This window comes from Runella sp., from assembly GCF_027484545.1.
Classification (GTDB): Bacteria; Bacteroidota; Bacteroidia; order Cytophagales; family Spirosomataceae; genus Runella.
Genome location: NZ_JAIXST010000304.1, coordinates 1 through 25,897 on the forward strand (window position 1 = coordinate 1; position 25,897 = coordinate 25,897).

A 25,897-nucleotide genomic window follows, 5' to 3' on the forward strand; every position below is an offset into this window, starting at 1 on the left:
GCTGATTCCTGTAACGTAAAGCGCATGATACCAGCGAGTTGTTGGACCAAATCGGCCACCGTGTCATTTTCAGCGGCAGCGGCTTCGTTGTAAATCGTATTGAGGGTATTGAACAAAAAGTGAGGATTGATTTGCGATTTTAAGGCACTCAATTCAGCTTCCGTTTTTTGTTGCTGCAACACTAATTGCTCCCTTCTCACCCGAAAAGCATCGGCGATGTAGCCAAAGCCAATAATGATTCCCATCAAGACAAGGGTAACTAAACTGTTTTCATCAACAAACTCACTGTCATGGCCTTGGCGAAGTTGGAGAAGTTCAAAAAGAAGCCATGCGACTCCTACAATCCAAGTCCAATACCACCACTTTTTTTCAGAAGATAAAAACCACCATCGAAAAGGGCCTTGGTAGTTGAGCCACCCGAGTAGCCAAACTCCCGCAATCAATAGCACATAACTCAACAGAAATTTGAAAAAGCCACCAAAACTCTCCCAATTTTCTCCGAATTGTGCTTTCAGACTACCGTACAACAGATAACTCAGGTAGCTGATGAAAACTACCGCAACTAATAGAAATATGAAACGACTGAATGAGTTTGAAAAACGTTTCATTCGATTTTTTTGATGGCGGTTTCGTCCAATTTTGTTTTGCTTATTTCCTTTGCCGCCTGTTCACTATCAGTGCGTTTAAAATACAGGGCGTTGCTTAGATAATCATAATCTACAATGCCCTTGAGAAAGACAGTTTCGTTGGATTTGACCGAAAATAACATACTTTTCTTATCCGTAATAAAACCGCCTTCGGTATCAATTTTCACTTTTCCGACAGGAACTTCGAGTCGAAAGTATTCATTGTTGCTGAATTTTTGGGTAATCAATTGATTATTGATTTTTATGGTAAAGTCTGATCCGAAATAGTCTTTTCTTCGGTAGAGTACCATTACTCCCCGTTCGGTGGGAGGAGGCTCCTCTCCAAAACCTGGAAAGCAAAGCCAGAGCAACATAATTGTTCGGAGTTTCATAACTATAGATCAGATTTTTGACTTCCGTTTATGGCTTTTGCTGATGACGAAGATGCTTTGGATAAATACCTGATGCATTCGGTCAACGGGAGCGTTGGAAAGACGGATATTATTGTCTGTTTTCCACGGTACAGTGTTCAGACCCATGCGGTAGCCTATCCGAAAGACCGGGTTTAGGCTGACGGGGCGGGTAAGCCGAATGGTTCGTTCCAGTGAAATCTCAAAAAAGGTATTTTTGTGTACTAACGCGGGCGATTGCCCAACGATGGATGTCGAAAGAAGATTGTTGAAAGCAACTGCCTGGGAGGCATCGGTTGAATACACACTGACGGCGGATTCGATCCTACCTATGCCTATGTTGATAAAATATTGCCGATTTCGCTCAAAAATAACGGTGTAGCCGGCATTCAGCGAGTAAGCAATATAACTCCCCGTGACTTTGGTTTGCTTTTTGGTATCGGTACTCGGAAGCCCATAGATGGCTTCCGCCCCAAACTTATAACGACCTCGCTGTAAAGCGCCGCCGTAGGAAGCAATGGTATTGAATTGGACTGTTAAGTAGCCAATGCCCTGACTGTTAAATGCTTGTTTCAGGTGTGGATAGTGAGTTCCGTTAAAGTTGATAAACGGCGCTCCAATGTAAAAATGAGAATGTCGTTGAAATTCATCCGGATCGGGAATGATGACCGAATCTTGCTGGGCGTTGCTTTTGATAAATGTGCCTAAAAAAATCAGGAAAAACAGAAATAATAATCTCATAAAGGTTGTACAGGTTATGTTTTCAAAGGATTGTAAACGTTTTCAGGGCTGTCAACAGGCTCGCTGGTTGAGTGATACAAAACAATATTGTGATGGGCGCTTTCGCAAAGGTTTGTGACCAATGAAGTTGAGTTTGTGGTCAAAGTCAAAAAGTTTGAGGTCAGGATGCTGATTTATATTAACTTTGAGCAACAAAAAATATCTTAGGCAGGCTAATCGAATACCCTCATGAACCCCTTTAAAAAATTCGGCTTTTTGTCCATCTACCTCATGATTTTGCTTTCGAATGGAGTGTTTCTTCTCACCCATGGGCAATTTACCTGGACAACAGTTGTGTTTGCTTATGGTTTGGTGCCGTTGGTGGATGCGCTTCTGGGGAAAGATAAAAACAACGTTTCCAAAGAAGATTTTGAACGGCTGATGAACGATCGTTTTTTTGACACTGTCGTTTATTCGTTGGTGTATGTACACCTGTTTCAGTTGTGTTTGGCGGTGATAGCCATTTTAACCTATGAAATGACACTGTTTCAATGGATAGGGTATGTATTGTCGTTAGGGATTTTTTCAGGAACCATGATCAACGTAGCCCATGAATTGGGACATCGGAGTAGTAAAGTGGCACAATTTCACGCAAAACTCACGTTGATGACGGTATGCTATGTGCACTTTTTTATTGAACATAACCGCGGCCATCACGTATGGGTTGCTACGCCCCAAGACCCGGCCACAGCGCGTAAAGGACAATCGATCTATGCGTTTTGGTGGCAGAGCATTACGGGTAGTTTTCTAAGTGCTCTGGCGATTGAAAAACGCTTGCTTGAAAGAAATAAAGCTCCTTTTTGGAGTGCAAAAAATAACATGATTTGGGCGGTTGTGCTGCCTCTGGTTTTTGGCGGTGCATTGACCGCTTTGGGAAGCCTGATGATTGGGCGTTTTGCGTGGGAAGTACTACCATTTTTCTTTGGGCAAAGTACGGTGGCCATTTTGTTGCTGGAAAGCGTGAACTACATTGAGCATTATGGGATTATGCGCCGTGAAATTGCTCCCGGCAAGTACGAACGCGTCAATCCACTGCATTCGTGGAATGCCAATCATTTATTCAGTAATCTGGTGCTTTTTCAACTTCAACGTCATTCCGACCATCACGCGTATGCTTCGCGGCCGTATCAGGTATTGCGGCATTTTGACGAAAGCCCGCAATTGCCTTTTGGGTATCCACTCATGATACTGATGGCTACGGTACCCCCCTTGTGGTTTTCAGTCATGGACAAACGCCTCGAACAGTGGCAAACCAACGCGTATGATGCACAGCATATCTCACAGATACAAAGAGAGTTTGCTTAGTCTTTGGTGTATTTCTCCACCTAAAAACATCTAGACTAAAAAAAGTTCTCTACTTTTGGGCTTTTTGAACCCGACTGAAAATTATGCTTATTGTTTACGGAATCCCTAACTGCGATACGGTTAAGAAGACGTTGAATTGGTTCAAAGCCAACGGAACAAATTATCAATTTCACGATTACAAAAAACAGGGAATTACCCGCGAAAAACTTGAAAATTGGCTGGGCCAAACGAATTGGACAACCCTCCTCAACCGCGCGGGAACTACATTTAAAAATCTCTCGGAGGAACAAAAAGCGACTATTCAGGATGCCGACAGCGCCCTTGCGTTCCTGCTCGAAAATACTTCAGCTATCAAAAGACCCGTCGTTGAACGGGATGGTCAAATTATAAAAATCGGTTGGAAGCCCGAAGGAATATGAAAATTCTGACCGTTTTTGGTACCCGCCCTGAAGCCATCAAAATGGCAGTTTTAGTGCGCAGATTGCAACAGGATTCTTATTTTGAACACAAACTGTGCGTAACAGGCCAACATCGTCAGATGCTTGACCAAGTACTGGAGTTGTTTGAGCTTACGCCTGATTTTGACCTCAATATCATGCAGGCCGGGCAGGATTTGACCGATGTTACCTGTCGAATTTTGACGGCCATGAGGGAGTTATTTCAATCCTATCGCCCTGATTTGGTCTTGGTTCATGGAGATACTACTACCTGTATGGCTACTTCGATGGCCGCATTTTATGCAGGCATTCAAATAGGCCACGTAGAGGCTGGATTGCGGACGGGAAATCTTCAATCGCCTTTTCCGGAAGAAGCCAACCGACTTATCACCGACCGTTTGGCCAACTGTTTTTTTGCTCCCACCGACCGAAATGTACAGGCCCTTTTGCACGAAGGTGTAAAACCTGAATCCATTGTCAAAACAGGCAATACAGTGATTGATGCGCTGCTTTACGTAAGCAAACGAGTGGCTCAGTTTTCTGAAAAGATAGAGGATTCGATAAAAACGGTTTTTGCTTCTCAACGGAAGACTTTACTCGTAACGGGCCATCGGCGGGAAAACTTTGGGGATGGATTTATTCAAATCTGTGAAGCATTACGTGAATTGGCTGAGCAAAATCCGGCATTGGAAATAGTGTATCCCGTTCACCTCAACCCTAATGTTCAACAACCCGTTTATGAACTCTTGGGTAATCTGCCGAACGTTCATTTGCCTGCTCCCATGGATTATGCTGATTTTGTGTATGCAATGAAACAAAGTTGGGTAATTCTGACCGATTCGGGCGGCGTACAGGAAGAGGCTCCAAGTTTGGGAAAACCTGTATTGGTGATGCGTGATACCACCGAGCGGCCCGAAGCTGTGGAAGCAGGTACGGTAAAGCTCGTTGGAGCCAACCGTGTTTCTATTGTGCAGTCAATAAATGAGTTATGGAATAATCCCACACTTTATCATCAAATGTCTACAGCCAATAATCCGTACGGTGACGGTTGTGCAAGTGAGCGAATTATAGAGTTTTTGAAACAGAGATAATCCAAACCATCCCGCGCAACAAGTTTACACTTTATTTTGGTAACGGAATTTCACCTGTCTGTTCATAATTCTGGAGCCATTCTTTCTTAGGGCTTTGAATGGTTAAATAGAAGTCATAAACAGGTTTCATGTCTTTGACATAATTGCCGGTGGGATAAATCACATCTCCAAAAACAACGCACTTTCGGGTAAGATCAAAACCCACTAACACAATAGGAACTTGGGCTTTCAGTGCCATGAAATAAAAACCGGTCTTGAGTTTAGAAACATTGCTGCGAGTTCCTTCGGGGGCAACAGCAATATGAATGGATTCATTTTTTTGAAAAGTCTCCGCTACCGAATCAACCAGATTGGTGGATTGAGTACGATTGACGGGGTAGCCTCCCAACCCTCGAAAAAACCAAGCGGAATACCATTTAAACAGCGTACTTTTTCCTAAATAGCCAATATAAATTCCTATAACGGCTCTTACGCCTAATCCTACGAAAAAATCCCAATTGTTCCAATGAGGGGCTACGACCCAAATGGCTTTCTTTAAACCTTTGGGGACATAGCCACGGGTACTCCAGCCTGCAAGGCGGTAGAGAAGTGAAAAAAGCCAATTCATACTATGAAGGGTTAGGTTACCCCAAATGTAAAACCCTACTTCGGTTTCAACAACAATTACTGCTTATCTTTAATAGCTTTTTTGGGAACAACGAAACGATATTCTATATCCTGCGTTAGAATTTATAGAGCCACCACTTAATTTCTATCATTTTCAAGCTATGAAACCTATACAGGGCATTACAAAACGTTCCTTAGTAAAGGATGCCGTGCTTATTATCGCCGGTATTTTTAGTGCAGGATTGGGGCTGAAAGGATTTTTGCTTTCCAGCCATTTTATTGACGGCGGCGTTACCGGAATATCCATGTTATTGTCTTCTACCTTACAAATTCCCTTGGCTGTTCTCATTCCAATCATCAATTTGCCGTTTATCGTAATGGGCTATCGTCAAATCGGCTTGGCGTTTGCTATCAAAAGCACCTGCGCTATTGCGGGTTTAGCGCTTTGCCTGGCCTTGGTAGAGTTTCCTGACGTTACACCTGACCTATTACTTACTTCGGTTTTTGGTGGATTTTTTATTGGCGCAGGCATCGGATTGGCCATGCGGGGCGGGGCTGTTTTGGACGGAACTGAAGTTGCTGCTTTGCTTATCAGTCGTCGCAACTCTGCCATCAGAGTAGGAGATATTATTTTGGGAATGAATATTTTTATTTTTTCAGCGGCGGCTTATTTTTTAGGAGTTGACATTGCGCTCTATTCGATGTTAACTTACTTTACGGCCTCTAAAACCGTTGATTTTATCATTCACGGTATCGAAGAGTACACTGCGGTACTGATTGTGTCTGATCATCATGAAGAAATCAGAGAAATGATTTCGGAAAAACTTAACAAAGGAGTAACCGTACTCAACAGCGAAAAAGGCTTCGGTAAGCGCGGTCTTCAGGCCCAGGAAACTAAAGTGTTGTATTCAGTGGTAACCCGTTTGGAAGTAAGCAGGTTACGTGATGCCATTGCTGAAATAGACCCACTTGCGTTTGTGGTTCAGCATGGCATAGACGACGCCCGTGGAGGAATTGTCAAAGAAAGAGCTCTGCATTAAAAGAAACGGCGATTGGGCTGTTAGTTAAAATGAAAAACCCCTGATGAATCGCTTACTGACACATCAGGGATTTTGTAAAATAGATTCGTTCAACTAACGGTCGGTGTACATTCCTTCGTAATACTTTTGATAATTTCCGGAAGTAACATCATCCAGCCATTTTTGATTATCCAAATACCATTGGACTGTTTTTGTCAATCCTTCTTCAAAAGTTATCGAAGGTTTCCAACCCAATTCATTCATTAGTTTGGTAGCATCAATCGCATAGCGAAGATCATGGCCTGCACGGTCGGTGACGTAGGTAATCAATTGAGCTGAAGTGCCTTGCGCACGGCCGAGTTTTTCATCCATGATATTGCAAAGCAAATGCACTAAATCAATGTTTTTCCACTCGTTGCAACCGCCGATGTTGTAGGTTTCTCCATTGACGCCCTCGTGGAAAATCAAATCAATAGCTCGTGCGTGGTCTTCTACGTAGAGCCAATCGCGCACATTTTCTCCTTTGCCATAGACCGGCAGCGGTTTATTATTTCCAATGTTGTTAATAATAAGCGGAATCAACTTTTCAGGAAAGTGATTCGGACCGTAGTTGTTAGAGCAATTGGAAATTACTACGGGTAGTTTGTAGGTATTGTTGTAGGCTCTTACAAAGTGATCTGACGATGCCTTGGAAGCTGAATAAGGTGAACGAGGGTCGTATTTGGTAGTTTCTAAAAAAAACTCGTTCGGGTCATGTAATTCTCCATATACTTCATCCGTCGAGACATGGTAAAAACGACGTCCTTCTTCTTTGCCTTTCCAAGTAATTCGGGCAGCATTCAATAAATTGACCGTTCCAATTACGTTGGTTAACACAAATGCCATGGGGTCAGAAATAGACCGATCCACGTGCGATTCGGCCGCTAAGTGAACAACGCCAGTAAAATCATGTTCTGTAAAAAGTTCCTCAATAAAAGCAGCATCCGTAATATCACCTTTGACAAACGTATAGTTTGGCTGCTCTTCAATATCGGTTAAGTTAGCCAAGTTGCCGGCATACGTAAGAGCGTCCAAATTAAAAATATGATAATTTGGGTAGTTGGTTACAAATCGTCGAACAACGTGAGAGCCAATAAATCCTGCTCCACCGGTGATGAGTATTTTTTTCATAGAATTTCTAACTTTTAAACTGCCTCTTTAGTGTTCCCTTCTGCCAATCTTTGCTGCCACCGCCAAGCATCTCTCAACGAATCTTCCAGTGTTTTTTCCGCACTCCAACCCATCACCTGCTGTGATTTATCTACCTGGGCATAAATTTGCTCAATATCACCTGCCCGACGAGGCCCGATGCTGTAATTGAGTTTTACATTATTTACTTTTTCAAAAGTCTCAATCAATCGTAAAATAGTAACACCTTCACCCGTACCCACATTAAACACATCATAGTAGGTGTCGCCTTCAATGGTAGCCAATAATTTCAGTGCCTTTACGTGTGCCTTGGCCAAATCAACTACGTGGATAAAATCACGGATACAGGTTCCGTCGACTGTATTATAATCATTACCGAAAATGGTCAGCTTTTCGCGTAATCCTGTAGCTGCCTGTGTGATGTAAGGAACCAAATTGCTCGGAACACCGCGGGGTAATTCACCGATTTCTGCTGATTCGTGGGCACCGATGGGATTAAAGTAACGTAATGAAATGGCCTTTAATTCTGCTTTGGATGTCACTACATCGCGAATAATATCTTCACAGATGCGCTTCGTGTTTCCATACGGAGAGGCAGCTTCCTGACGAGGCGTTTCTTCGGTTACGGGAAGAAAATCAGGTTGACCATAGACCGTACAGGAAGAAGAAAAAACAAAGTTTTTTACCCCAAATTCCTGCATGATTTTTAACAGAAGCAAGGTAGAGCCAATATTATTTTGGTAGTACATTAGCGGTTTTTCAACAGATTCTCCGACCGCCTTGCTCGCTGCAAAATGGATAACGCCGTCTAATTGCTCTTTTTTGAAAATGCTGCGCAGCGTTGCTTCATCGTTACAATCAGCTTTGTAGCATACCGTTGGTTTACCAATGATGCTTTCAAGTCTGGTTAAGACCTTCTCTTCCGAATTGCTGAAATTGTCAATGATAATGGGTTCAAAACCCGCTTGATGCAGTTCGACGACTGTGTGAGAGCCGATGAACCCGGCTCCGCCCGTGACCAATATTTTCATTCAGTGTGTAGAAAATTGAGAGACAAAACTATAAAATTTGGGTGCTGAAAAAAAATTGTTTTTCTTTAAAGCGAGTTTCACTGACTTTGACCCATGACAGAACAAGAAATCAAAGCCTTGGTTTCGCTCTTAGACGATGACGACAGAGAGGTGTCTCGTTTGATTGAAAGCGAAATTCGGCAGCAAGGGGGGAAAATCATTCCATTTTTAGAGAATGAGTGGGAAAGCGCAGGGTTTAACCCGAACGTTCAACGCCGGATTGAGGAGTTGATTCATGAACTTCAGTACGAACTTACCATTGAGCGGTTGACCAATTGGTACAACGGTGGCGCGATTGATTTGTTGGAAGGACTGTGGGTGGTAGCCACTTATCAGTATCCTGACTTATCATTGGAAAAATTGCGAGGTGATTTTGAGCAATTTTATTACGAAACCTGGCTTGAATTCAAGTTGGATATGCATCCTATCGACCAGATCAGGGCATTAAATCATGTGTTTTTTTCGAAATTAAAGCTTGGTTCAAACACCAAAAATTTTCACTCGGCAAGCAATTCTATGATTAATGTGGTGTTGGAAACCAAAAAAGGAAATCCGATTTCTTTGTGCTGCATCTATATGATTATTGCGCAACGACTCAATATGCCCGTTTATGGTGTCAATTTACCCAATCTGTTTGTGTTGACCTACAAAAAAGATGCTGTGCAGTTTTACATCAATGTGTTCAACAAAGGACTCGTATTTATGCGGTCGGACATTGACCACTATATTGCGCAGCTTAATTTGAAATCCAACGAAACATTTTATCAGCCTTGCAGTAATTTGGATATTCTCAAACGGGTACTTCGTAACTTGACATTGGCTTTTGAAAAAACGGGAGACACCGACAAAGTAAAAGAAGTGGAAAGAATGGCAGTTATATTGAGCGAGCCGTTGGAACAGTAAATCAGACAGCAACAATGCCCAGAAAGTCATCAATTTCAAAACGGTGGAGTTGATGACTTTGCTGTATAGGAGTATGTAAGTGATGGATAAAACCCATCAAAAAAATGGCATCGTCCGAAAATGAACTGATAGGGATTTCTTCTTTAAAGCTCAGTTGACGGGTGCCGTGAAGTTTATAAATGGCTTCTTTCGCGCACCAATACGTACAGAGTCTTTTTAAATTATCGCCCGCATATTGGATTTCTGAATCAGACAAAAATTTAGGGGCAACACGAGCTAATTTTGGAGCAACTCGCTCTAAATCAACGCCAATTGATGAGTTTGGATGGGTTGCTACTACGATGTAATGTGCCGTATGGGTGAGTGAAATTTCGGCTATTTTATTTTTTAAATAGGGTTTTCCGTAGTCATCCTTGACCATTCCTTCGTACTTCCAATCTTTGCTTTCAATCAATGTTTGCATGGCACGCCGTCCGTTGAGCCATTCCAATTGTTTTTGCGGGTGCGAAATGCTTTGATATTCTTCCCATTCTTCGGGGTTTGCCACGAGGCCTTTTTGCAGTTCTTCTCTTTGGTCGGTTATCTCCCAAATCAAAATGTCGCATTCATCAAAAACACTCCACCGACGAACGATAGGCATATAAGCAATGTTATGGTTTAACTTTGCACAAAAATAAGTCTGTTTCTACGTTTTATGCTTCAAGTTCAGAAAATAGATACGTTCTCCGGTCATCGCGACTGTGTGTATGCGATACAGCCTTCTGAAGTGTCGAATCGTTTTTTTTCAGCGGGAGGCGATGGTTTGATTGTGCAGTGGGATTTAACGCGCCCTGATTGGGGAGAAGTAATTGCCCAAGTTCCTGCCTCCGTTTATGCTTTGGCGTACGACCCGGAGCAGAATCATTTGTGGTTAGGCCAGAATTACGAGGGAATTCAGGTGATTGACCCACAAAACAAACAAATCATTTCTTCTGTCCAATTGACTTCCGCTGCTTTGTTTGACATCCTGTTTTTTGAAAATCAGGCATTTGTGGCCCTTTCAGATGGGGTGGTTTTGGTGATGAATAAGGAAGAGTTTGCCGTTCGCAAATATTTGAAAGCTTCTACCCAAAGTGCTCGCTGTATTGCTGTCAATCCACAAACGAGAGAAGTTGCGGTGGGATACAGCGACAATCTCATTCGAGTATTTGGAGTGGATGACTTGGAACTTCGGCAAACGCTTGTATCCCATACCAATTCGGTTTTTTCACTACAATATTCGCCAGATGGCAAGTATTTGCTTTCGGGAAGTAGAGATGCGCACTTAAAAATCTGGAATGTTTCTGAAGAATACAGTTTGTATAAAGACGTCGTGGCTCATTTATTTGCCATTAATCATGTAGTATACAGCCCTGATTCACACTTGTTTGCTTCGTGCAGTATGGACAAATCCATTAAAATTTGGGATGCTACTACCTTTCGACTTCTTAAAGTAATTGACCGCGCACGCCACGCCGGGCACGGTACTTCAATCAATAAACTGTTATGGACAAATTTTAATAATCAGCTGGTTTCGGCCAGTGATGACAAGCGAATCTCTGTTTGGGACATAAAAACTCTAACCTAATAGCCATGCGAAAATTCTTCGATTTATTACTCCAAGCCATCAAAGGCGAAGAACAGGAATATACCTCCGGAAGTATCAACCGCGCCATTTTTTTGTTGTCAGTACCCATGATTTTAGAGATGGTCATGGAGTCGTTGTTTGCGGTAGTGGATATATTTTTTGTATCAAAAGTAAGTACCGACGCAGTAGCCACCGTTGGGCTGACTGAATCGGTTTTAACTTTGGTATATTCAGTTGCCATCGGTCTCAGCACGGCAGCTACCGCCATTGTAGCACGACGGGTAGGAGAAAAGCAATTGGCAGAAGCGGGTCATGCGGCGGCTCAGGTGATTTTAGTGTCTTTAGTTTTAGGAATAACCGTGGGGACGGCAGGTTTCTTTGGAGCCGAAACGATTTTGCGGGCAATGGGGGGCAGTGAGACACTCATCCAATCGGGCGCCGGTTTTACGCGGATTATTTTCGCCAGCAGTCCCGCTATTATTTTGCTGTACACTCTGAGCGGTGTTTTACGGGGTGGAGGAGACGCTGCCGTGGCGATGCGCTCGCTTTGGATTGCCAACGGATTCAATATCGTGCTTTGTCCGGTCTTTATTTTTGGTTTGGGGCCTTTTCCCGAATTGGGAGTAGCAGGTTCTGCGGTTGCTACATCGATTGGGCGCACGGCAGGGGTGTGTTATCAGCTGTATGCACTTGCGAAAGGCAAAGGCGCTGTACGGGTATTGGCTACTCAAATGCGGGCCGATTTTGACATTATTCGCAATCTTCTGAGTGTAGCAGCGGGTGGAACGGGGCAGTTTTTGATAGGATCAGCCAGTTGGGTATTTCTTACTCGGATTTTATCAGATTTTGGACCTCAGACTGTGGCAGGCTACACCATTGCGATTCGAGTGATTATTTTCACTATTCTCCCTTCCTGGGGAATGGCTAACGCTGCCGCAACGCTGGTAGGGCAAAACTTAGGTGCTGACCAGCCTGAACGTGCCGAGACTTCGGTTTGGCGGGCAGCTTTTTTTAATTTTCTGTTTTTGGCCATCGTAGCCATCGTATTTTTTGTCTTTGCAGGTTCGATTATTGCATGGTTCAATACCGACCCTGTTACCATTGCTACAGGAGTCAGTTGTTTGCGCATTGTTTGTTTGGGTTATTTATTTTTTGCTTATGGCATGGTCATCAGCCAATCTTTCAATGGAGCAGGAGATACCTTAACCCCCACGTTGATGAATTTAGTTTGTTTTTGGGCAATCGAAATTCCTTTGGCGTATTTATTGGCAAAACAATTGAATTTTGGCCCTGACGGGGTCTATATTTCCATTGCTATCAGCGAATCGTTGTTAGCCGTAGTCGGAATAGTGCTTTTTAGACGCGGAAAGTGGAAGATGAAGAAGGTTTAGTGGGGTGTGCCTCTACTTTATCTTTTTGATTCCCTGATAATTTCCCTAAATTTGCAACCCATTTTTACGTGCGAATGAAAGAACAAATAGACCGTAATAAACTACCCCAACACATCGCCATTATTATGGATGGAAATGGTCGTTGGGCCAAGCAGCGGGGTGCGATGCGGGTTTTCGGACATCGAAATGCCATTAAAGCTGTCCGTGAAGCCACTGAGGGCTGTGCGGAATTAGGAGTCAAATATCTGACATTATACGCCTTTTCGACTGAAAACTGGGGCCGTCCGGAAGCAGAAGTGAGAGCTTTGATGGAACTGTTGGTGCATACCATTGCAGATGAACTTCCTACTTTGCAAAAGAACAACGTCAAATTGGATACCATCGGTGATACGGACAGTCTGCCTAAATCGTGTCAAAAAGAGTTGCATGAAGCCATGGAAAAGACCAAACACAATACGGGTCTTAACTTGATTTTAGCACTTGGTTATAGTGGAAAATGGGATATTTTGCAGGCTACTCAGGCATTAGCTCGTGAAGTACAGGCAGGACGCCTCCGTCCCGAAGATATTAATGAAAACTTACTGAATGCTAAACTTTCAACGAAAGACCGCCCCGAAGTGGATTTGATGCTGCGTACGGGAGGGGATCATCGAATCAGTAATTTTCTATTATGGCAATTGGCTTACGCCGAACTCTATTTTTATGATGAGGTATTTTGGCCCGACTTTCGTCGTAATCACCTCGAACAAGCTATTTTAGCGTTCCAACAACGCGAAAGACGTTTTGGTAAAACCAGCGAACAGATTCTGACCGAAGCGAAATAAACCCCTTCTTTTACCGTTATACCTGTGGGAAAGAACCGTGTACCTATGAAAAAATTCAACCATCTCATCCGCGTAGTAAATTTTTCGGCGTTTTTAGTAGCAATCGGAGTGTCTGCTGCGGCACAGCAACTGGGCTTAGGTCAGCGCAATGGTGCGTCTGCAACTGCTCCTGCTGAAAACCCAATTAGCTATGCTACTCCCAAAGAGTATGTATTAGCCGATATTGTCGTGACCGGAAATCACTTTTTGGATCCCAACTCTATGATATCAATGTCGGGGTTGAAAGTAGGAGATAAAATCAAAGTTCCTGGCGATGCGGTCAACGGAGCTATCAAGAAATTGATGGATCAAAAAATTCTGGAAGATGTCGAAATCCTGTATCGTAAAATCGAAGGCGAACAAATTTGGTTAGAATTACGCATCAGAGAGCAATCGCGACTTTTTAAAGTGGTGTTTGATGGAATAAGAAAGGGAGAGAAAGAGTCACTCAACGACAAAATCAAATTGCCCAAAGGCCGTATCATTTCAAATACAATGATTAAAAACACCCAATTGGCGGTGAAACGGTACTTTGTTGACAAAGGCTTCCTGAATACAAAAGTACAAATCACCCAAATTTCGGATACTGTACGAGGAAATGCGACCCTAAAGGTGGCGGTTACCAAGGGCGCTAAAGTGAAAATTCGTCAGATTGTTTTCAATGGCAGAAATGAATTATTGGAAGGAAAAGTTCGGAATAAACTTAAAAATACAAAGCAAATGCGCTTTGGACGTTTGTTTACTCCGTCTAAGTTTATCCCTAAGAAATACGAGGAAGACAAAGGAAAGCTGATTGAGCTTTATAATAAAAATGGTTTCCGGGATGCTGTCATCGCTTCCGATTCGATTATTCATAACAGTGATGAGAAAACCATTGATCTTGTCATGAATATTGATGAGGGTCTTCGTTACTACATTCGTAATGTAACTTGGGATGGTAATTATCTGTATACCAAAGAGCAATTAGATAAAGTTTTCGGCCTTAAAAAAGGAGATATATACAATCCGGAAGAAATCCAAAAGCGTCTTGAAGCTAACCCAGGACAGGATGTAAGTTCGTTGTATATGGACGACGGCTATTTGTATTACAACTGCCGCCCCATCGAAAAATCAATTGAAGGAGATTCCATTGATATTGAGATGCGAATTTTTGAAGGAAAGCAGGCGACTATCAACAAAATCATTCTGAACGGGAACACCAAAACCAGTGATCACGTGGTGTTGCGCGAGTTGTTTACCTTGCCTGGCCAAAAATTCAGTAAAACAGAGATTATCAATACGCAACGTCAGTTGTCGCAGTTAGGCTATTTTGATGCTGAAAAAATTGGAATTAACCCTATTCCACATCCTGAGGACGGAACGGTTGATATAGAATACACGGTTGAAGAGAAGCCCAGCGACCAGATTGAGCTTTCCGGTGGCTGGGGAGGATATATCGGTTTTGTAGGTACCTTAGGGTTGGTGTTCAATAACTTTTCTACCAAAAATATTACGAACCTAAAAGCATGGAAACCGCTTCCTTCAGGGGACGGACAGAAAATGGCGATTCGTTTCCAAGCCAGTGGTCGTCAGTACCAGACCTATACAATTAGTTTTACTGAGCCTTGGCTCGGGGGCAAGAAGCCTGTCACGTTTGGTGTGAATTTGAGCCATACAGTATACCGTACAGTGGATTATTCCAATTATTATACGCAGTCAAGCAGTGGGATGAAATTCTTAGGTTCTTACCAAAACTCAGGAGCAACTATTTCACTTGGAAAACGTCTTAAAATACCGGATCGCTATTTTGTATTGAGCAGCGCTTTGTCATATCAACGCTACAAAATGGATAGCCTTGACTTATTCGGAATTGGGTATCCGAATGGGGTTTCCAACAACTTAACATTCAATTTAACCTTATCACGTAATACAATTGATAACCCTCAGTTCCCGCGTGGTGGTTCTTCGTTTACCTTGAGCGGTACATTTACTCCGCCTTATTCGGCCCTTACGGGAAAAACCAGCTTCGCTACTAAGGAAGCACAATACAAATGGGTTGAATACCACAAATGGATGTTCGATGCCAGTTGGTTCCAAACTGTAGCGGGGAAATTGGTGCTAAGTACCCGAGCTCACTTAGGTTTCTTAGGACGATACAATCAGAATTTGTCAATCAGTCCTTTTGAGCGTTTTGTATTGGGTGGTTCTGGTTTGGCAGGTTATGGTATGTTTGCTTTGGCTCAGGATATCATCGGTTTACGTGGTTATGCTGACCGTTCACTCGTACCTATCTATAACCGACTGAGCAGTACAGATGCTTCTCAAAGTACTACTACTGCTACTGGTGTTGCTTCTAGTTTAGGTGGAGTAGCTTACAGTAAATATGTAATGGAACTTCGTTATCCTCTTTCACTTAATCCATCCGCTACTATCTTTGGGTTGGTTTTTGCCGAAGCAGGAAACAACTGGGGAACGGATAAACCGCAAAAGAAATACAAAGATTATAATCCTTTTGAGTTAAAACGTTCCGCTGGAGTTGGAGCACGGATATTTATGCCTGCTTTCGGTTTGATTGGTATTGACTGGGCGTATGGTTTTGACGCGCTACCGGGTCAAACGAAACGCAGCGGGCCTCAATTCCACTTTACGATTGGACAACAGATTCGTTAATGGTCTACGGTCGTTCTATTTAACAGCCATACCGGCGACCGATGACTAACTACTAATGATTAAAAAATATGAAAACCCGTTGGCTTTTACTACTTTTGCAACTTGTTTTGATAACACACTCATTATCAGCCCAAAAATGGGGCTATATGGATATGGAGTACGTAACGGGAAAAATGCCTGATTACCAAAAAGCGCAATCCGAATTAGACAAATTTTCTGAACGCTGGGCGAAAGAAATTCAAGACAAATACGCTGAAATAGACCGACTTCAACGCCTGTATCAAGCCGAAGAAGTTTTGTTGACCGATGAGATGAAACGCAAACGTCAACAGGAAATCAATGATAAAGAGCGCGAAGCAAGGGAGTATAACAATAAGATTTTTGGTTTTGAAGGTTTACTGTTTCAAAAGAAAAAAGAAATTGTTAAGCCTATTACCGATCAAGTCTACAAAGCCGTAGAACGAGTGTGTCGGCAAAGGAGATTGGATATGTTGATTGACAAATCAAGTGATTTTGTCGTTATTTACTCCAATCCCGTGCATGATTATACAGACTATGTAATGGATGAGTTAGGCTTAGGAGGAAATGAAGACAAAGAAAAAAGCAATAAAACGAATGCAGGGGGCGTTAATACGCCTGCGCCTGCAACTAAACCATCCGTAACTAATACCCCCAACAATAAAACAACCAAACCAAAACAGTAGATAAAAATGAAAAGCAAATTGATTGTAGCCTTACTTGCCATTGGAACTTTGATTGGAATAGAAAGCCAAGCACAGCAGGCTGCGGCTACGCCTAAAATCGGCTGGACGAATGTGGATTATGTAATGACTTTGTTACCTGATTACAAGAAAATCGAGAACGAACTCCAGATTCAACAGCAGCAGATTGAGAAAGCTATGCAGGAAAAATCGAAAGAATTTGAAGACAAATACAAAGCTTATCAGGCAAATTTAAGCAAATGGTCTGAAATTATTCGTGCTGATAAAGAAAAAGAATTAACACGTCTTCAAACAGATTTCCAGGATTTCCAACGTACTTCTCAAGAATCTTTACAAAAGAAACAACAACAATTATTGCAACCTGTCATGGTTAAAATTCAGGGCGCAATTGATGCAGTAGGTAAAGAAAGCGGTTATACTTACATCTTCAATATGGATGCAGGTGCCAACACAACGCCTATCATTTTGTTTGCAGGTTCAGAAGATTTGAACGTAAGCAACTTGATTTTGAAGAAATTGGGTGTTGATCCTGTTGAAATTGAAAAACAACAAAAAGCTGCTGCCGATGCCGCAGTTCAACAATTACAACAAGGACAAAAAGCAGCTACAACACCTGCAACGCAACCAGCTACTAAACCGGCTGCTACAACGCCTGCTCCTGTGAAGAAAAACTAATCAGGAACGGATTTCTTAGCATATAAAAAAAGTCAGCAGGTTGCCTGCTGACTTTTTTTATATAGGTTCTTTTCTGCTAATAACGCAGTGACCAATAGGGATTTCGCTGGGCTTTAATACTTTCGGCGATATGTTTTTGAAGGAGTTGGTCGTAATCTGTGTTCTTAATTTTCTTGCCTTTCATCTTTGGCAAAACCAATTCTTTATCTACGTTTTTAAGTTCTACTTTCTGGGCAGTTACGACTACATCACCGTCGTTGACGTCCAGTTCCAGAATCAGTCCCGGTAACCCAAAATAACGCTCCGGACCTGCCGATACAGGAATGTCCTGAGCAAACCAAGCCGTAATTTTTTGGTTTTTGATGGGGTCAAATGTTTCGGCCTTCATACACACGTAGCCTGCTACATCTTTAATTTGGTTTTGTATGCGCCAATTATAGGTCATAAGCGAGTCTTCGACAAGATATGTCTTACCGAGCATTTCGTGGTTTTCAACCAGTTTCTGTTGGTCAAAGTTGCGATAAATTACATAATCGCTTTGTCGCCATGAATAGCGTCCGTCTTCTGATTGACCTTGGTCACTGAAGTAAGTATAAATGCTCTGCTTGTCGTTAAAAATTAGCTTCATCTTTGTTCCCGGACCGTCTTCATAATTTCCCCAAGTGAGTTTCATACGATCCTTCTCTTCTTTGCTTAGAAAGGTCAGACGAGAGTTTACTTTAGTCCAATAGTATTTGTACTCAAAGGTGACAAATCCTTCAGTCTGTTGAGCAAAAGAGCAGTAGGATGCAAGCAATAAGCAGTAAGTGATTATTTTTTTCATGATTGTAAATATGAGTTTAATTATAACCCTCCCCGTTTAGGGAGGGTTAAGTGGGGTTAAAAGAATCCTCCTCTGCGTTTAATGTTGGTATTCATACCGCGCATGTTGTACGTAAAGCTCAGCATATAGTAGCGAGCCAATGTCTGTACGCGCTCCTGTGAGACGTAGTTTTGATTGGCAAATTGGCTAACTCCTAAATTCCTATTGAAAGCATCGTAGAGTGAAAGCCGTACCTCCGCTTTTTTAGCCTTACCCAGAATTTTGTAAATCGATGCATTTAAAACAGGTACTTGTTGATTAAACCCAAAACGCTTATTGATGTAGATTTGGTAATTAAAATTAGAATTAATGAAGAAATCCTTAGGTAATCGAATGTTCATCGTACCTCCGTAGGTATGATTGACAATCTGTTGATTTTGAGTAGTATTGATAGAATATTTGGTATCGCTGATGCTCCAATTGGCATTGGCAAAGAATGTAAAGTTATCGCCCGGGGTCAAATCAAGGCGAGTACCGAAACGGTAGCTATTGGTATTGGTTTGGTTCATGACACCGTTGATGGGCGTCAGGTTTTTGCTGAAATTAGGGTTGAAATTAAGATTCATGGTGGCTTTCGTTTTTTTCAACGGAAACCCGAATCCAACGTATGAACCTAAACTTTGACCACCTGATATATTGATTGGTTTGGTAACCGTAATCAGCGTATTTGGGTCAACCTGTTGATTATAAATGACCTGATTTACATTGTAGGAATAAAACAGGTTAACATTTATATTCATAAAACTTGCCGGATTAAACATATTGTACCCAAAATTGACATTGTGATTGGTGGAAGGCAACAAATCCGGATTTCCCTGACGAATAAATAGTGGATTGCTGTTGTCAATTATCGGCTGTAAATCTCGGGTAGAGGGCTGATTTACATTCACATTATAGGCCGACCATAAGTATCGATTGTTTTTCAAATCATAATTCAACGAGGCGTTGGGAAGCCACGTTGTAAACGTACGGTTTATGTTCAGAAATGAGGTTGGTTCCTGTCCACGGGCAAATTGTCCGTCAATCTGGAAACTTTGTACCGCCAAACCTGCTGAAAAATTTAAACCTTTGAACGAATAACGAATACTGCTTCCGACACGGGCATAGTTGTAGTTGTTTTTATAGAAACTGCTCAAGCTGTCTACGGGCGAACGTTTGCCGCTGTCTTTAGCCAAGTCAAAAACATCACGGTCTACATTGTCGGAACGATGGCTTAGGTTCAAAAAGCTTTCCCAGAAGAAACGTTTGGCAAAGGGCTCTACAAAAAGCAAACTGGACTTTATTTGGCTTACAGTACTGCCCGTATTATTAGTTAAGTCAAGTACCCGACGAAGGACATCGTTAGGGTCTGTGGCATTGTAGAACAAATTGACGGAACGCTGGTCGGCTATACCGTCATTGTTGGTAAAATTATACGAAGCGCTGACCGCAAAACTTCGACCTTTTTTTTGTTTGAACATCAAACGGTAAATCAGCGTATTGGCAGTTTCTATTTTATTAACATTCGTGCCGTTATTAATTGTAGTTTCGTTTGATTTAAACGTGTTGTTTTTGAATAACTGCTGCAAACTTCCCAAACGGGTATCGCCTACGTTGTAACGACTGTTGTTTGTAAAAAGGAGTGTATTGAGCGAGTCAATGGTCTGATCATGGCGGAAAGCCAAACGGTGGTTCCCCAAAAAGTTGATTTGGCTGCTTTCTTCTGCTGTTTTGAAAGTGCCGTTTTGTAGAAAAGTCTCTCTATTACGGACCGCGTCTAACACCTGACGATTAGAGTTGTAATAGTAGCTGGCATTGGTTTTTACTTTTTTAGTATTGTAGTTGTAGTTAATACCCCCGGCAATATTGTTGGAATAGCCACGACCATTGCCTCCGCCTACGGGAATGCTGATTCCACCGTCGTCATCTCCACCACCTCCAATAGAGATAATAATACCTCCACCGCCTCCGAAGCCGAAATCGCCGTTATCGTTCCATTGATTTAAAGAACTGCTCCCTCTGAAGTCCTGATAATCATCCCATGACATTCCCGTTTGGTTGGTGTTGTTGGTCAACCCAATAATCGAAAACTGGTTTTTATCGTCAAACTTATTGTAGTTGCCTTTGATTTCTCCGCGTGGACCAGCACTGCCGTTACCGTCCAAACCTCCCCCTGCGGTAATTTTTCCAAAGCCACCTTTCTTAAAACCATCTTTTAGTTCGAGATTGACCGTCTTCTCTTTCTTCCCATCTTCTACGCCCGTTACTTTCGATTGTTCAGACTTATCATTAAAAATCTGCACTTTTGAGATAGCATCCGCAGGAAGGTTTTTGGTGGCCATTTTGGGGTCATTTCCAAAAAAACGCTTTCCATCTACGGTGACTTTCTGTACCTGTTGGCCTTGCGCGTTGATGTTGCCGTCTTGGTCCACCTGCACACCGGGCAGTTTGCGGAGCAAGTCCTCTACCGTTGAGCCGGGCGGTACTTTAAATGAAGCGGCGTTGTATTCAATGGTGTCTCCTTTGATACTCAACGGAGCCCGGGCGGTTTTAATGACTACCTCAAAGAGTTCTTTGGTGATGGCTTTCATTTTCAACGTTCCCAAGTCAATTACTTCTTTGTCCGAAAAGACAATATCCTGCTGGAAAGGGATAAAACCGACATAGGAGACCTTTAGTAAATAATCGCCTCGTTTGACATTTCGTATTGAGAATGCCCCTTTGTCATTGGAACGGGTGAAATTGACCAACGAAGAGTCTTTTCGTTGCAACAGCATCACTGTAGCAGATCCAAGTGGTGCGGATGCTGTGTCGGCAGTAATACCTTGAATTTGAAAACGGGTAGGAGTTTGGGCATAGGCCAAGGACATACAAAAGCATAGAAATGCTCCGAGGAGAAGTTTTAGCATGGCTGTTTAGGTTGAAAATGTTTGAGATGTAGGAAATGGCTATTATTCTGTAAACGTACTAAAGATTTAGTTTATTGTCAAAATTATTCAGAAAGATTTATATTAAAGAATGTTAAATATCGTTTTCCTTTATTTGTCAGGCTGTAGGGGTTAAGAATGGTTGTTAATAATCCAGTACTTCTAATAATGCCAAAGGTTACACTTTGCTTGGGTGTTTTTCTTGGCTATTCTTTCTTTGTACGCTATCTTGCGCCCCAAACCAAAAATGGATGATTTGACAAAATAGTATTTTATGAAAATATAGCGTTGCTAACGGTTTCCTCTCAGGTAAAGTGTCCAAAATTTTAAAGCAGAGGGAAACAGTGAAGCAGGACGCGCTCGCAAGGGCGTGTCCTCTTGCTGTTTTGTATTCTGCTTCTGCATAGGTGCTGGACACACCTTCCTGAGGGCCAATACGCGCAGCGGAGGTTCACGTCCCTTTTTTTTGCCTTTCTTCGAACCTCGAAGGCGCTCACCCTAAGCCCCACGAGGTATGACGATAGAAGAACTGCACGCTCAAATAGATCAACTTAAAGCTCAAAACTACCAACTCAGCCAACAAAACGAACGTTTGGCTTTTCAGCTCAAACGCGCCGCCGAAGAAGGGCGTTTTGGCCTGCATTGGCTGGATGTTCCCGAAGACTTTGGCCCCGAAGCCGAAAATGCCCTTCCGATTCTGAAAGAAGTAAAAGAATACGCCCTTCACACGCCCGACGGCAAACCTACCCATGTGCTGATAGAAGGCGAAAACTACCACGCTCTCCAGTGCCTCTGCTACACCCATGAAGGCAAAATTGATGTTATCTACATTGACCCGCCTTACAACACGGGCAATGATGGCTTTCGCTATCGTGATAAGCGCCTGTTGAAAGAATACCCCGACGGTACGCCCGTACCTAAAGAAAGCCCTTTGCGGCACAGCTATTGGCTTTCGTTTATGCACAAACGCCTCCAACTGGCCCAGAAACTCCTCAGTGATAAGGGTGTAATTTTTATTTCAATTGATGATAATGAAGTGGCTCAATTGAAATTATTGTGTGATGAGGTATTTGAGGAAAGGAATTTTATTATTGATGTTATTTGGCAATCGCGCAAATCAGTTTCAAATGATACGTTTATTTCTCTTTCACATAACCATACACTTGTACTTGCAAAATGCCTTGAAACCTTAAGAAAAGATGATTTTAGAGTTCCAGCATATACTGGAGAAAAATTTAGTAACCCTGATAATGACCCACGCGGGAGTTGGGTAGCGGATCCATTTGATGCACCTAACTTAAGACCCAATTTGACTTACGGGATTGTTAATCCTAATACAGGAAAGGTATTTTGGCCTCCAAAAGGAAGGTGTTGGCGAACTGGTGAAGATGAATATAGAAACTTCTTAGCAGATAATCGGATTGTTTTTGGTAAAAAAGGTAAGACAAAACCACAATTAAAACGCTTTTTAACGGAGGCAGAAAATAAAGGAGGTGTTCTTACATCTATTTGGAATGACATTGAAACGACAACTAATGGGACGAAATTATTACAGAATATCTTCAAAACTGATAAAGTATTCAATAACCCAAAACCAATCGGGCTTGTCAAGAGAGTTTTTCAATTAGCTTCTCAAAAAAACTCCACCGTCCTCGATTTCTTCGCCGGTTCGGGTACGACCTTACACGCTACGATGGCCTTAAATGCGGAAGATGGCGGGCAACGGCAGTGTATTTTGGTCACTAACAACGAAAACAACATCTGCGAAGAGGTTTGCTACGAGCGTAATCGTCGTATAATGCAGGGCTATACCAACGCCAAGGGGCAAGTCGTAGCCCCGTTAGGCAACTCGCTCAACTACTACCGAGTGGGGTTTGTGGGTAAAAATCACGCCCAACGCGCCAACGACGAAGACCTGCTCACCCTCGCCCACCATGCCGGCGAGTTGCTTGCCTTGGCCGAAAATACACTTTACGAGATAGTAAGCACCGACGCTTACCAGATTTTTAGTAACTATCCTGCCGATTTTGATCCTACGCAACCCATCCCAACGGCTCAATCTGACACCGAACCCACTTTAGATTTTGGCGATGTTTCTACGGCAGTTGCTTTTTCGCCTCGTAGTTATACAGGCATCTATTTTCAGGAAGATTTAGGGGCTTTTGAGATGTTTTGTGCATTGATTCGGGAATACTCGAAAGAAGAAACGTCCGTGTATGTATTCAGTTGGAGCGAGGGCGAATTTGACGAATATTTTGAACCTCAACCCAACGTCCGGGTCAAGTCTATTCCTGAACCCATTTTAAAGATTTACCGAAGTATCAATCAAAACTAAAAACGTTGTTGGGCCTAAAAAGGCTTGATAATGTGGTATATTATGAGCAAATTTTCCCCTTTATCGTTCCAACAAAAAGCCATTGACGAACTAATTGGCAAGTTCAAAAAACTTTGGCGTAGCCCCGAGCGGGAATTGCCGTTGCTGTTTAAGTCGCCTACGGGTAGCGGTAAAACTTTTATGGTGGCGCATTTTGTCCATCAGCTTCACACCCAACCCGATTGGATAGCAGATGTGTGTTTTGTTTGGATTACATTTTCGGACGATTTGGCCATGCAGAGCCGCGATAAGTTTCGTGCTTATTTCAATAATACCCTCAAAAATAGCCTTTTGACGGTGCAAGATGTGCAACAGGGTATTCTGAAATCCAATGATATTTTGTTTTTGAACTGGCAAAAAGTGGTCAAGAATGACGCTGCTACGCGCCGCCTAAAACTACGACGACCTAATGAAAACCAAGTGCGGAAAGAATCAGGTTACTATTTTGAGGATGTTATCGAAGCTACTCATTCAGCAGGAAGGCAAATAGCGGTTATCATTGACGAGTCGCATAAAAATGCGGATACAGTACTTTCGCAAGACCTGCTCAAGCAAATTAATCCAAAAATTATCGTAAAAATAACCGCTACCCCCAAGCGAGAAGAAATTCCGACAGCCGACGACATAGAGGAAGGCAAAGCTGCCTATGTTTCAGTAAAACGTAGTGATGTGGTAATGGCAGGGCTTATCAAAGAGAAAATTGTTGCTCAAACCGAAGAAGATTTGCAACAATACCCCGACGAGGACATGGACAAGTTGCTGGTGCGTTTGGCCGCAGATAAGCGTAATTCTCTTAAAAATCAATACGAATCGCTGGGGAAAAATAGTATCAATCCACTGGTCTTGATACAGTTGCCTAATGATGATGCAGAGCTTAAAGAACGGGGCGAAAAAACGAAAGAAGAAATCGTACTGAATTACCTGACGCATGAACTCAATGTACCAGAAAATAAAATAGCACTGTGGTTTGATAAGAAGAAACACAATCTCGAATATATCGCCGACAACGACAATCCGGTAGAGTTTATGCTGTTCAAGCAAGCGGCCGGAACGGGGTGGGACTGTCCACGGGCGAGTGTGTTGGTGATGTTTCGAGAAATTAAAACCCCTATTTTTCATACGCAGGTGTTAGGACGTATTTTGCGGACTGCTGAGCCCGACCGCCAAGAAGATTATCGTAATACCCCTGCGTTGCGAATAGGTTATTTGTTTACCAACTACGAACGGAATAAAGTGGAAATGCCCGATGGTAAAACGGGCGGAAATAAACCTGCGACACTGCATTCTGTCATAAAACCGCATTTACATGATTCTGTGTCCTTGTTCAATGGTTTAGCTTTACAATCTGATTATCTTTCACGAACTGACTACGGTGATTTGGCCAATGCTGCTGCTTTTCAACAGTCGTTTCAGAATTCGATGAATACGTATTTTGAACTTTTACCTAATGAAGTAGGCGATGTATTTAGACAAAAATTGATTCAAAAAGGGGTAGATACTGTTGCCCATGTCAATTATCAATTGATTGTGAATGCTGTTTACGACGATTTTGACAATATCCGTAACGAGATTTTGAAAAAAGGACAAGATAATGCTACGCACGCACTTTCAGCCAACGATTTAGATAAGACATTCAATTTTCTGTGTTGGCAATTACTCAAAGAACAAGAAGACCCTGATGCGAAATACAGCAACATTGCGCGGGCTTGGGCTACGCTCAAATCGGCATTGAATGTATGGTTTAAGCGTGGTGAGTGGACTAAACACGCTTATTATCAAATATTTATTACTGATGTTGGCCGAGAAACCAATAGTGTTCTACGGCCTGCCATTACGCAGGCACTCAAAGATTATAGGCCTATTTTGAATCAATTCTTAGCAGAAAAGAAAAAAGGGGAAGAGGCACAGAAACAATTCACTTTCAGTATTTTGTCAGCTTATAGTTACACGGAAGACTACGAAGCAATTCCCCAAAAACTTTGTGTATTGGAGAAAGCCTATGTTTTACGTCAGTACAATGGACGCGAAAATGAGCTTAAATTTATCAAGTTTTTGGAAGGCAACGCAGACTGCGCGGATTGGTGGTTCAAAAATGGCATTGGGCAAGAATACTATGGCTTCAAATATACGACACCTGCCCAAACGGAGGCTTTGTTTTATCCTGATTGGATTATAAAACTCAAAAATGGGAAGGTAGGCATTTTTGATACCAAAGGCGGTTTTACGCTCAATACAGAAGGAAAAGCAAAAGCGTTAGCTTTAAAAATCGAACAATTAGGCGGCAACTTTTTTGGGGGAATTGTGCGCTTCAAAAGTGGGATTTTTGAGTATTGCCTTGATAAAAATTATAATGATAATATCCCTGAGGAAAACGAATGGCAGGTTTTGAGTTTTTCCTTAAAGTAGTTTCAATC

22 protein-coding genes are annotated in these 25,897 nt (G+C 42.4%); 13 read left to right on the forward strand and 9 right to left on the reverse strand.

Features of this window, described 5'->3' with window-relative positions:
* The 3 genes from Q0081_RS26970 to Q0081_RS26980 form a co-directional block, all read right to left on the reverse strand.
* Nucleotides 1–608: histidine kinase (locus Q0081_RS26970; protein WP_298360918.1), on the reverse strand; the 608-nt coding region annotated here is incomplete at its 3' end.
* Nucleotides 605–1,018 (reverse strand): hypothetical protein, encoded by a 414-nt coding sequence (locus Q0081_RS26975; RefSeq protein ID WP_298360920.1) that lies wholly within the window; start codon nucleotides 1,016–1,018, stop codon nucleotides 605–607. The genes Q0081_RS26970 and Q0081_RS26975, both read right to left, overlap by 4 nt.
* 9 nt (nucleotides 1,019–1,027) lie before the next feature.
* Complete coding sequence (locus Q0081_RS26980) at nucleotides 1,028–1,777, reverse strand: hypothetical protein (protein WP_298360922.1); 750 nt, start codon at nucleotides 1,775–1,777, stop codon at nucleotides 1,028–1,030.
* Between the two features lie 228 nt (nucleotides 1,778–2,005).
* Between Q0081_RS26980 and Q0081_RS26985 the strand changes: the two genes are divergently transcribed.
* From Q0081_RS26985 to wecB, 3 genes are all read left to right on the forward strand, one after another.
* Complete coding sequence (locus tag Q0081_RS26985; RefSeq protein WP_298360924.1) at nucleotides 2,006–3,121, forward strand: alkane 1-monooxygenase; 1,116 nt, start codon at nucleotides 2,006–2,008, stop codon at nucleotides 3,119–3,121.
* Between the two features lie 83 nt (nucleotides 3,122–3,204).
* Complete coding sequence (locus Q0081_RS26990; protein WP_298360926.1) at nucleotides 3,205–3,540, forward strand: arsenate reductase; 336 nt, start codon at nucleotides 3,205–3,207, stop codon at nucleotides 3,538–3,540.
* Nucleotides 3,537–4,649, forward strand: a complete 1,113-nt coding sequence (gene wecB / locus Q0081_RS26995) for a non-hydrolyzing UDP-N-acetylglucosamine 2-epimerase (RefSeq protein ID WP_298360927.1) — start codon at nucleotides 3,537–3,539, stop codon at nucleotides 4,647–4,649. The genes Q0081_RS26990 and wecB overlap by 4 nt, the downstream gene beginning before the upstream one ends.
* 31 nt (nucleotides 4,650–4,680) lie before the next feature.
* Here wecB and Q0081_RS27000 read toward each other — a convergent pair whose 3' ends face one another.
* Nucleotides 4,681–5,256, reverse strand: a complete 576-nt coding sequence (locus Q0081_RS27000; protein ID WP_298360929.1) for a 1-acyl-sn-glycerol-3-phosphate acyltransferase — start codon at nucleotides 5,254–5,256, stop codon at nucleotides 4,681–4,683.
* Between the two features lie 160 nt (nucleotides 5,257–5,416).
* Between Q0081_RS27000 and Q0081_RS27005 the strand changes: the two genes are divergently transcribed.
* Nucleotides 5,417–6,295: a YitT family protein gene (locus Q0081_RS27005; RefSeq protein WP_298360931.1), complete on the forward strand. Its 879-nt coding sequence runs from the start codon at nucleotides 5,417–5,419 to the stop codon at nucleotides 6,293–6,295.
* 93 nt (nucleotides 6,296–6,388) lie between these two features.
* Here the strand turns inward: Q0081_RS27005 and rfbB are convergent, their stop codons facing one another.
* Both rfbB and galE read right to left on the reverse strand, forming a co-directional pair.
* Nucleotides 6,389–7,444: a dTDP-glucose 4,6-dehydratase gene (gene rfbB, locus Q0081_RS27010; RefSeq protein ID WP_298360933.1), complete on the reverse strand. Its 1,056-nt coding sequence runs from the start codon at nucleotides 7,442–7,444 to the stop codon at nucleotides 6,389–6,391.
* A 14-nt stretch (nucleotides 7,445–7,458) separates the two neighbouring features.
* On the reverse strand, nucleotides 7,459–8,493 hold the full coding sequence (gene galE, locus Q0081_RS27015) for a UDP-glucose 4-epimerase GalE (RefSeq protein ID WP_298360935.1): 1,035 nt from the start codon (nucleotides 8,491–8,493) through the stop codon (nucleotides 7,459–7,461).
* Between the two features lie 93 nt (nucleotides 8,494–8,586).
* Here galE and Q0081_RS27020 point away from each other — a divergent pair, with 93 nt between their 5' ends.
* Complete coding sequence (locus Q0081_RS27020) at nucleotides 8,587–9,435, forward strand: transglutaminase-like domain-containing protein (RefSeq protein ID WP_298360937.1); 849 nt, start codon at nucleotides 8,587–8,589, stop codon at nucleotides 9,433–9,435.
* Between the two features lies 1 nt (nucleotide 9,436).
* Here Q0081_RS27020 and Q0081_RS27025 read toward each other — a convergent pair whose 3' ends face one another.
* Complete coding sequence (locus Q0081_RS27025; protein WP_298360939.1) at nucleotides 9,437–10,075, reverse strand: 4'-phosphopantetheinyl transferase superfamily protein; 639 nt, start codon at nucleotides 10,073–10,075, stop codon at nucleotides 9,437–9,439.
* Nucleotides 10,076–10,129: 54 nt separating this feature from the next.
* On the opposite strand from Q0081_RS27025, the gene Q0081_RS27030 reads away from it, so the two are divergent.
* The 6 genes from Q0081_RS27030 to Q0081_RS27055 all read left to right on the forward strand — a co-directional run bounded on the left by Q0081_RS27030 (nucleotide 10,130) and on the right by Q0081_RS27055 (nucleotide 17,341).
* Nucleotides 10,130–11,041 carry a WD40 repeat domain-containing protein gene (locus Q0081_RS27030; RefSeq protein WP_298360942.1) on the forward strand — a complete coding sequence of 304 codons (912 nt, stop codon included), beginning with the start codon at nucleotides 10,130–10,132 and terminating at the stop codon, nucleotides 11,039–11,041.
* A gap of 5 nt (nucleotides 11,042–11,046) precedes the next feature.
* The gene (locus tag Q0081_RS27035; protein ID WP_298360944.1) at nucleotides 11,047–12,432 is read left to right on the forward strand and encodes an MATE family efflux transporter; all 1,386 of its coding nucleotides are present in this window, start codon (nucleotides 11,047–11,049) and stop codon (nucleotides 12,430–12,432) included.
* Between the two features lie 74 nt (nucleotides 12,433–12,506).
* Entirely contained in the window at nucleotides 12,507–13,256 is a 750-nt protein-coding gene (locus Q0081_RS27040; protein WP_298360946.1) for an isoprenyl transferase, read from the forward strand.
* A gap of 45 nt (nucleotides 13,257–13,301) precedes the next feature.
* On the forward strand, nucleotides 13,302–15,944 hold the full coding sequence (gene bamA / locus Q0081_RS27045) for an outer membrane protein assembly factor BamA (RefSeq protein WP_298360948.1): 2,643 nt from the start codon (nucleotides 13,302–13,304) through the stop codon (nucleotides 15,942–15,944).
* A 68-nt stretch (nucleotides 15,945–16,012) separates the two neighbouring features.
* Nucleotides 16,013–16,648: an OmpH family outer membrane protein gene (locus Q0081_RS27050; RefSeq protein ID WP_298360950.1), complete on the forward strand. Its 636-nt coding sequence runs from the start codon at nucleotides 16,013–16,015 to the stop codon at nucleotides 16,646–16,648.
* Nucleotides 16,649–16,654: 6 nt separating this feature from the next.
* Nucleotides 16,655–17,341 carry an OmpH family outer membrane protein gene (locus Q0081_RS27055; protein WP_298360952.1) on the forward strand — a complete coding sequence of 229 codons (687 nt, stop codon included), beginning with the start codon at nucleotides 16,655–16,657 and terminating at the stop codon, nucleotides 17,339–17,341.
* 76 nt (nucleotides 17,342–17,417) lie between these two features.
* Here Q0081_RS27055 and Q0081_RS27060 read toward each other — a convergent pair whose 3' ends face one another.
* Entirely contained in the window at nucleotides 17,418–18,164 is a 747-nt protein-coding gene (locus Q0081_RS27060; protein WP_298360954.1) for a GLPGLI family protein, read from the reverse strand.
* 56 nt (nucleotides 18,165–18,220) lie between these two features.
* On the reverse strand, nucleotides 18,221–21,091 hold the full coding sequence (locus Q0081_RS27065) for an outer membrane beta-barrel family protein (protein ID WP_298360956.1): 2,871 nt from the start codon (nucleotides 21,089–21,091) through the stop codon (nucleotides 18,221–18,223).
* Nucleotides 21,092–21,623: 532 nt separating this feature from the next.
* On the opposite strand from Q0081_RS27065, the gene Q0081_RS27070 reads away from it, so the two are divergent.
* Both Q0081_RS27070 and Q0081_RS27075 read left to right on the forward strand, forming a co-directional pair.
* Nucleotides 21,624–23,444: a DNA methyltransferase gene (locus Q0081_RS27070; protein ID WP_298360958.1), complete on the forward strand. Its 1,821-nt coding sequence runs from the start codon at nucleotides 21,624–21,626 to the stop codon at nucleotides 23,442–23,444.
* A gap of 42 nt (nucleotides 23,445–23,486) precedes the next feature.
* On the forward strand, nucleotides 23,487–25,889 hold the full coding sequence (locus tag Q0081_RS27075) for a DEAD/DEAH box helicase (protein ID WP_298360960.1): 2,403 nt from the start codon (nucleotides 23,487–23,489) through the stop codon (nucleotides 25,887–25,889).
* Nucleotides 25,890–25,897 lie beyond the last annotated feature (8 nt).